The sequence below is a fragment of the Vibrio sp. 10N.222.52.B7 genome, from assembly GCF_041474275.1.
Classification (GTDB): domain Bacteria; phylum Pseudomonadota; class Gammaproteobacteria; order Enterobacterales; family Vibrionaceae; genus Vibrio; species Vibrio crassostreae_C.
The window spans coordinates 100,216-108,372 of sequence record NZ_JBFRTU010000023.1 but is presented as its reverse complement, the minus strand read 5'-3'; the positions used below and the strand labels follow the sequence as shown (position 1 = coordinate 108,372).

Here is an 8,157-nt window from a genome sequence, read left to right as displayed (position 1 = left end):
CCGCCCTTATTATTTTAACTAAGGTAGAGTGCTATTATTCAGCAGCTTCTACGATAACTTCTTCAACTTGTACTTCTTCTTGGTATTCGAAACCAGGGATCGTTGCGTCAACACGACGGTTTTGAGCACGACCTTCAGCTGTAGCGTTTGATGCAATTGGATTCTCTTCGCCTTCACCTGACGCTGTAATACGGTCTGCTTCAATGCCTTGCTCTTCGATGTATGCGGCTACAGCAGCAGCACGTTTCTTAGAGATCATTAGATTATACTCAGCTGCACCTGTTGAGTCGGTGTGACCAACAACATCAACTGATGATTGAGGGTGAGCTTTAAGTACTTCAACTAATGGCATTAATGCAATTTTACCATCTGTAGACAGTTCAGTACTGTTTGTCTCAAACATACCTTGAGAGAAGCTCTCAGTTTGCGCTTTAGTAACAACCACGGTTGTCTTCTCTTCAACAACAACTGCTGGTTCTGTGATTGGCTCAGATGGCGCTTGAGTCACTGCTACTGCAGAAGCTGTTGCAGCCGCCGCTGATGCTGTTGTGTTGCCAGTACCGAAGTTGTAGCTAACACCAACTGATAGTAGGTTCGAGTTCAGGTCTTGAACGTAGTTGTCGTCGAAATCATCAAAGTATTGGTATTCAACACGTAATGCCCAATCAGAAGATAGTTGCTTCTCTACACCGATACCAGCAGAAAGAACGACGTCATCCTCGCCACCGTGTGAAATGTAAGCAGGACCTGCTTTAAAGAATACGTCAAACTCTTGTTGTACTGCTAGGCGGTACATTGGAGTTAGCGAGATTGCGATCAGTGGATCGCTGAACGCAGCTGTTGTGCCGTTCTTTGAAAAGCTTGTCTTGTAGTCGCCAAGGAAGTCTGAGCTTAGCTCAATACCAAACTTGTCATTAAAATTGTAGCCAGAGTAGATGCCTGCACCAATTGCATCATCATCACACTTTTCACCGCTTACGCATGCGCTGTCTAGCCAGCCCACGCCCACTTTTGCACCCACGTAAGTCGTTGCAGCAATAGAAGGCGCTGCTGCTAGGCCTGAAGCGGCTACAACAGCACACATGATTTTTGACAGTTTTTTCATAATTTTTTCCTTGGATTAACTCTTATTTTTATCTGAACTTACCAGTAAAACGATCACTTATTGGGTTACGACACTGCTTATAATAAGTAAATCAAGGTGTTGGTTCAGGTGAACCTGTTTCTTTCTCAGTACTTATATTGTTAATCTGATTGCGTATTGGAGTCAATGAAATTGTTAAATATTATATATTTAAGATGCCTTTATTGTTGATTTTATCATTTGTTGGAATGTTTATGTTTAAGCTATAGCCTAGCCTCGTCTATTTACCAGTGGCGCTACGGGTAATAAGTAAAAAACTTGCGCTTTATCATGCTTATAAAACAAAAATCCCCACCCAATATGTATAACTCGAATGAGTACATGATTGGATAGGGATTTGAATTAAAGCGATTAGAGATGTTTTTCACGTACTTTACGTCACGTGAACATCTCGCTTTTGCTTATGGGCGCTCTCCTGCCAGTAAACGCTGTTCAATATCTGCAATGACGCCTGGTAGGTCTGCAATGGTATCGATCAAGTAGTGCGGGTTTGATTCGTTTAGCCTAACGCTTGCTTTTTCACGTGCAGCTGTAAGTGTTGTCTCGTCTGCATCTAAATATTCTTGATACGTTAAGCCTGCTTCGTTACCTGATAGTACAAGGCCTACTGTCCACATACCTGCGTTGTGACCTTCATCGATCCCAGGTGCTGCATCATCCACTTTCACACATGCTGAAACGCTGGTTACGCCAAGGTCGATTACGTTTTTAAGTGCCATAAATGGAGCAGGGCGACCGCCTTGAGGTAGGTCATCGGTTGCTACGATGTTGTCTGGGTGGTAACCGTAATCTGCAGCAGCAGGGATTAGCACATCCATCACTTCACGTGGGTAACCTGAACAAGATCCGATCTTCACGTTCTTCTCTTTTAGGTTATTGACCACTTCTATCGCATTCAAAATAGGTGCTGCGTGATCGGCTACTTTCGCTTTTTGAAGAGGCATGAATGCCGCGTAGATCGCGTCAACGTCTTCACTTGTCATTGAGCGTCCGAACTGAGCTTTCCAACGAGCGTCAACAGCAGGGATTCGACCCACCGCTTGGATGTGATCCCATTTACCGATACCCATAGGTTCACGAGCTTCAGCTAAGTCGATGTCAAAGTCGAAACCTTGTTTGAATGCTTCAACGAAGATGCTAGTTGGAGCAAACGACCCAAAATCAACGATAGTGCCGGCCCAGTCAAAGATAACCGCTTGGATAGGTGATGTCGTGTTCATAATAGTGTCCTATTTTTGTGTCACTCCCAGTTCAAAGTTCTGGGAAACAAATGGTTGTTTAAGGTTATTGGTTTAAATGTTGATTTCGAGAATTAAAGGTATTCAAAATCTTTGCAGACTTTGGCTATCGCTTTTTCGAATACAGACAGAGCGACTTCTAGCTCGCTACGGCTGATGATCAATGGTGGGCTCAATTGAATCACGTTACCTTGTGAAACCTTAAAGCTCAGGCCATCGTTCAGACATTGGTAAAGTACTGCTTCTGCTTCATCGAACGCTCGGTTTTTGGTGATATGGTCAGTGACCAATTCCACTCCCCAAAGCAGACCGATGCCGCGAACGTCACCAATGACTGGGTATTTCTCTTTCATTTGAAGCAGTTGTTCACGCACGAATGCGCTGTCCGCTTGTACTTTTTCAAGTAGATTTTCTTGCTCAATTACTTCCATCGTAGCCAGTGCCGTTGCGCAGCCAATAGGACTTTTCTCGTGGGTGTAGTGACCAAGTGATACTTGCGCTGCCGTGTTGTATTTGTCTTTAGTGACCATGGCTGCGATTGGTACTAAGCCTCCGCCAAAACCTTTACCGATACAAAGAATGTCAGGTTCGATATCAAACGCTTGGTGTGTAAACCATTCGCCGCTACGACCCATGCCATTTGGGATGTCGTCAATGATCAATATGACGTTGTGTTTGTCACAGATCTCACGAATGCGCTTCCAATAAGCCTTACTTGGCACTTGAACGTCTGTGTTACGAACCGCTTCTGCAATGAAGGCTCCAATACCGCCTTCTTTTTCAATCACGTACTCTAGGTAATCCGCATAACGCACATCACATGTGGTCTCGTTCGCATCGCCGGAGTTTTGCCCGCGAAGCGATAAAGAGTCATTAAGCGGGAAAGCACCACGATAAGAGACCGCTGGTGGAATGCGCTCTACGCCAGCCATTAATGGCCCCATGCCTTCGCGGAAACACGCTTCGCCACCTACTGAAATTGCATCGAGTGACGCGCCATGGAATGAGTCCCACAAAGACACTACTTTGAAATTGTTGGTGACATGTCGAGCAAGTTTTAGCGCCATGCCGATCACTGATGTGCCACCGGGAGCAAACAACACGCGATTCAAATCACCACCGCAGATCTGTGTGAGTTTCTCAGCACACTGAACGGCCGTCTCATTGGTAAAGCGACGCGGTGAAAACGGCAATGACGCCATTTGCTGAGTCACTTTATTGATGATGTGTGGGTGACCATAACCTAGCTGGTGAACATTGTTACCGTGAAAGTCCATGTACTTCTTGCCCGTGGTATCTTGAATGTAGATGCCTTCTGCGGCTTCAAGTGTGTCTAGGCAAGGCGTTGACATCGCTTGATGAAGAAACACGTCAGAGTCACGCTTTAACATCGTTTGAGTTGCATCATCGTTTAGTGACTCGTTCCATTTCTCACGTGCGGCTGTGGTGTTCACATCGCCTTCGCTTCGAAAGTGTGTCGCCTTTAGAACGGGCTCTTGATTGGTCGTCGTCATTATTTGATGTCCCAGTACATAGCGTTTTTCACTGCGCCAATTAGGGCTTCAATGTCAGAAGGGTAAACCTCACCGATGTTACCGATGCGGAAACAGTCTGCGTTTGAAACCTTGCCCGGATAAATCACAAACCCTTGCTCTTTCAAACGGTCATAGAACTCCTTGAATTGGTAATCGCTATGAGTTGGAGAATAAAAAGAGGTAATGATAGGTGAATGAAGGTCATCATTAAGCAGTGGTTCAAAACCAAGAGAACGCATACCTGCAACCAATGTGGTTTGGTTGGTTTGGTAGCGACTATGACGAGCTTCGATGCCGCCTTCTTGTTCCAATTCAAGTAGAGCTTGGTAGAAAGCGCGCACTGTATGAGTCGGAGACGTGAAGCGCCATTTACCATGGTTGCTTTCCATGCAGTGCCACTGGTCAAACAGGTCAAGGCTTAATGAGCGAGCTTGGCCTTTGCATTTTTCCAGTTCCGATTGCTTCGCAATAACAAAGCCGAATCCAGGTACACCTTGAATACACTTGTTTGCCGAGCTGATCATGTAATCAATACCTAAGTCAGCAATATCCATAGGGATGCCACCAAAGCTCGACATCGCATCAAGAATGACGGTTTTGTTGTGCTGTTTTGCCAATTTGGCAATCTCTTCGATTGGATTCAACATACCTGTAGTGGTCTCACAGTGCACAATCGCAACGTGAGTAATATCTGAATCCATAGCCAATGCCGTTTCCATTTTGTTCAAGTCAGGCTGTGATGTTTCACCTGGGGAAACGACATGGCATGGAATGTTTAAATATTCTGCGATTTGAGCAATACGAGCACCATACGCACCGTTATCGACCACAAGAAGCTTATCGCTGTTAGAGATAACGCTACCGATTGTTGCTTCAACTGAAGCAGTGCCGCTGCCTTGCATTAATACACTTGTATATCCCGCCTGCTTAGTCGCCAAAGTAACAAGCTTGCTACGAATCACTTCAACAACGTCTTTGTTGTATTCATCATCCCAAGTACACCAGTCTTTTAGCATCGCTTGGCGAACGGTTTCAGAAGTAGATAAAGGGCCCGGTGTCAGCAGTAAGTATTCGTTTCTCATGTTCAATTCTCGCGATTTGTATTTTGGACTATACCAATATTTGCGGTTACTTTAACAACCAATTTAAACGGTCGTAAATAGCCCAAACGTTATTTTCACAAAAGCTTCATATTCAAATTTGTCACTTTTGTTGAGAAATTTTCCGATCTTTAAATTGCCATTTTTTGTTCATTTAATCGTCATAAAAGCCAGTTAGCTTAATACTCGAAATCTGGTGCATACCAATGCAAAGGTGTGTGTTAACAACCTAAATGAATTTATGGATATAGAAGCCTCTAGATGGAGCTTCTAGCCTTAACAACTTTAACCTTGGCAATTCCTAACCTTGGCATCGGGCCTGACTGGAGAAAATGATGAAAAACCGTTTTATGAAAGGATCACTTGCAGCTTTAGTTACTCTATTGGCTGGTAATGCTTATGCAGCACAGGAAGTGACGGTTTACACCGCTTTTGAAACTGACATTTTAGCGAAGTACAAAAACGCATTTGAAAGTGAAAACCCAGACATCAACATCAAGTGGGTACGTGATTCAACTGGGATCATGACGGCAAAATTATTGGCCGAAAAAAACAACCCGCGTGCAGAGGTAGTTTGGGGACTTGCTGGTTCTTCAATGGCACTGCTTAAAGAAGAGGGCATCCTGAAACCTTATATGCCTCAAGGTGTAGAAGCATTACGCGCTAACCTTAACGACCCACAGTCTACTCAAGCTTGGTACGGTAATGATGCATTCTTCAATGCAGTTTGTTTCAACGAAGTGGTGGCTAAGCAACTTAACTTACCTGCACCTAAATCTTGGGATGACCTAACGAAGCCTATCTATAAAGGCCACATTGCTATGCCAAACCCAGCATCTTCTGGTACGGGCTACATGCAGGTTTCGGCTTGGTTACAAAACATGGGTGAAGACCAAGGTTGGAACTACATGCAGAAGCTAGACCAAAATATTGCTCACTACACGCACTCAGGTTCTAAGCCATGTGTTCAAGCGGGCATGGGTGAAGTCGCTATCGGTATTTCTATGGCGAGCCGTGGCGCTAAGCTGAAAACTCAAGGCGCTCCACTTTCAGTGATTACACCTGAAGGCATCGGCTGGGAATCTGAAGCGGTAGGCCTTGTTAAGCCTTCTGATGCAGCACAACGTGTTATCGATTGGTCTATTTCTAAAGCGGCAAATGAGCTTTACATCGAAATGTACCCAGTTGTTGGTCACCAAGATGTGACAGGCAAAGCAGAGAACTTCCCTAATGTAGAAAAGAACATGGCAAAAATGGACTTCGCTCGCATGGGCAGTGAACGTGCAGACGTTCTTAAAACATGGTCTGAGAAGTTTGACGCTAAATCAGAGCCAAAATCTTAATCTGCTGAGCTTTTTAGTTCATGAGCTCCTTGGTTAATTATCTACCGAGCTTATTAGACACATGGTTTATTAGATATATGGCTTATTAGACACGTAGTCCATTAGATATGCAGCTCATTAGAAGTTAGAGATCAGTAAAGGAAGGCTTCGGTCTTCCTTTTTTAGTTTTACGCCTTTAGGTTTTAAGTAAGGTACAACAAATGACAAAGCACTACTCATATTGGTTCAAGCAAGCGTTAGAACAAGAGTTTGGCAACATCAATGAGGGGCTAGATTCGGCGAAGTCGCTCCAAAAAGACGTCAACTGTGATATCGCCATTGTTGGCGGTGGCTATACGGGTTTATGGACGGCGATTTTAATCAAACAACAGCAACCCGAAAAGCATGTTGTCGTGATTGAAAAAGGTCTATGTGGTAGCGGTGCTTCTGGTGCGAACGGCGGTTGCATGCTGACGTGGTCAACTAAGTATCCGACGCTGAAAAAGCTCTACGGAAAAGAACAAGCGAAATGGTTGGTTAAGGAATCGGAAAAGGTTATATACGAGATTGAAGCCTTCTGTAACGAACACAAGATTGACGCGCATCTATATCGAAGCGGTACTTACTACACGGCGACCAATGAAGCCCAAAAGGGTGGAATGGAGCCAGTCGTTAATGAGCTGGTTAAGCAGGGCATCAATAGCTGGAAGAAGTGCGACAATTCTTTGGCTGATAAAGCGGGATCTGATCGCCACATTGAGGGTTACTACTCAGAAGCTGCGGGTAGTGTGCAGCCTGCGTTATTGGCTAGAGGTTTGCGCCGAGTCGCTCTTGAACTGGGTGTTGAAATTCACGAAAACACAGAGATGACATTACTCGAGTATGGCTCCCCAGCTCTAATTCAAACCAAAGGCGGTTCCGTATTTGCGGATAAAGTGATTTTGGCACTCAATGCGTGGATGCTCGATCACTTTAAAGAGTTCAAACGCAGCATAGTGGTTGTCTCTTCCGATATGGTGGTGACCAAGCCTATTCCTGAAAAGCTCAAGCAGTTTGGTCCAGAGAAAGGGGCAGCGGTGGTAGATTCGCGTATCTTTGTCCACTATTACCGAGATACCCAGGACGGACGACTCATGTTGGGCAAAGGCGGTAATAAGTTCTCGTTTGCCAATCAAGTTGAAAGCATGTTTAACCAAACGACCAACTACTTGCCGATTCTCAATCAATCGTTTCAAAAACTGTTCCCTAAATTGGAACAAAGTGAATTCGATTACAATTGGTCTGGCGGCTCAGACCGTTCGGTCACCGGATTGCCATTTTTCGGTAACCTAAAAGGCCAAAGCAACATCTATTATGGGCTTGGTTACTCAGGCAATGGCGTTGCTCAAACCCGTATGGGCGGAAAAATTTTGTCTTCAATGGTGTTAGGAGATGATAACGAATGGACACGTAGTGGCTTAACTAGCGGTCCACGAGGCTATTTCCCACCAGAGCCATTTCGTTGGGTTGGAGCAATGATGGTTAGAGATGCAGTTCGAAGAAAAGAGAACGCGGAAGATTCTGGTAACACGCCATTGTGGCTGGATAAACAGTTATCCAAACTCGCAGGTGCGGCGGGCAAAGCCGACAAGGTTGAATCATAGATTAATCTTGCGTTTAAATTAGAAGTTTACATTTAGGCTCTCAGTGACTTTTTGGTTCGTCATTGAGGGCTTTCAACGTTGAACTAACTTTTAAAGCTGAACAAATAGCAATCTTTAATGCTTATTATATCTGCAATATAACTGTCATTTAGCTTCTATAAATTTGTCACTCAAC

General features: G+C 44.5%; 6 protein-coding genes. 2 read left to right on the top strand and 4 right to left on the bottom strand.

All coding sequences use genetic code 11. The features are described 5' to 3' along the window. Nucleotides 1–34: 34 nt before the first annotated feature. From AB4512_RS09370 to phnW, 4 genes are all read right to left on the bottom strand, one after another. Nucleotides 35–1,105: an OmpA family protein gene (locus AB4512_RS09370; protein ID WP_372174819.1), complete on the bottom strand. Its 1,071-nt coding sequence runs from the start codon at nt 1,103–1,105 to the stop codon at nt 35–37. A 440-nt stretch (nt 1,106–1,545) separates the two neighbouring features. Continuing rightward, nucleotides 1,546–2,364: a phosphonoacetaldehyde hydrolase gene (phnX, locus tag AB4512_RS09365; RefSeq protein ID WP_372174817.1), complete on the bottom strand. Its 819-nt coding sequence runs from the start codon at nt 2,362–2,364 to the stop codon at nt 1,546–1,548. Between the two features lie 92 nt (nt 2,365–2,456). Then, nucleotides 2,457–3,896 (bottom strand): aspartate aminotransferase family protein, encoded by a 1,440-nt coding sequence (locus tag AB4512_RS09360; protein ID WP_372174815.1) that lies wholly within the window; start codon nt 3,894–3,896, stop codon nt 2,457–2,459. After that, nucleotides 3,896–4,999: a 2-aminoethylphosphonate--pyruvate transaminase gene (gene phnW, locus AB4512_RS09355; RefSeq protein WP_372174813.1), complete on the bottom strand. Its 1,104-nt coding sequence runs from the start codon at nt 4,997–4,999 to the stop codon at nt 3,896–3,898. Before phnW ends, AB4512_RS09360 begins: the two co-directional genes overlap by 1 nt. Before the next feature lie 350 nt (nt 5,000–5,349). Here phnW and AB4512_RS09350 point away from each other — a divergent pair, with 350 nt between their 5' ends. Together AB4512_RS09350 and AB4512_RS09345 are read left to right on the top strand one after the other, a co-directional pair. Then, nucleotides 5,350–6,360, top strand: coding sequence for a putative 2-aminoethylphosphonate ABC transporter substrate-binding protein (locus AB4512_RS09350; protein ID WP_032545661.1), 1,011 nt, complete (start codon nt 5,350–5,352; stop codon nt 6,358–6,360). A 200-nt stretch (nt 6,361–6,560) separates the two neighbouring features. Next, nucleotides 6,561–7,982 (top strand): FAD-dependent oxidoreductase, encoded by a 1,422-nt coding sequence (locus AB4512_RS09345; RefSeq protein WP_372174812.1) that lies wholly within the window; start codon nt 6,561–6,563, stop codon nt 7,980–7,982. Nucleotides 7,983–8,157: the final 175 nt, after the last annotated feature.

Bases quoted from the DNA above. Each gene is read 5' to 3' on its own strand.
- AB4512_RS09370 (WP_372174819.1), bottom strand. From the start codon at position 1,105: ATGAAAAAACTGTCAAAAATCATGTGTGCTGTTGTAGCCGCTTCAGGC.
- phnX (WP_372174817.1), bottom strand. From the start codon at position 2,364: ATGAACACGACATCACCTATCCAAGCGGTTATCTTTGACTGGGCCGGC.
- AB4512_RS09350 (WP_032545661.1), top strand. From the start codon at position 5,350: ATGATGAAAAACCGTTTTATGAAAGGATCACTTGCAGCTTTAGTTACT.
- AB4512_RS09345 (WP_372174812.1), top strand. From the start codon at position 6,561: ATGACAAAGCACTACTCATATTGGTTCAAGCAAGCGTTAGAACAAGAG.
- AB4512_RS09360 (WP_372174815.1), bottom strand. From the start codon at position 3,896: ATGACGACGACCAATCAAGAGCCCGTTCTAAAGGCGACACACTTTCGA.
- phnW (WP_372174813.1), bottom strand. From the start codon at position 4,999: ATGAGAAACGAATACTTACTGCTGACACCGGGCCCTTTATCTACTTCT.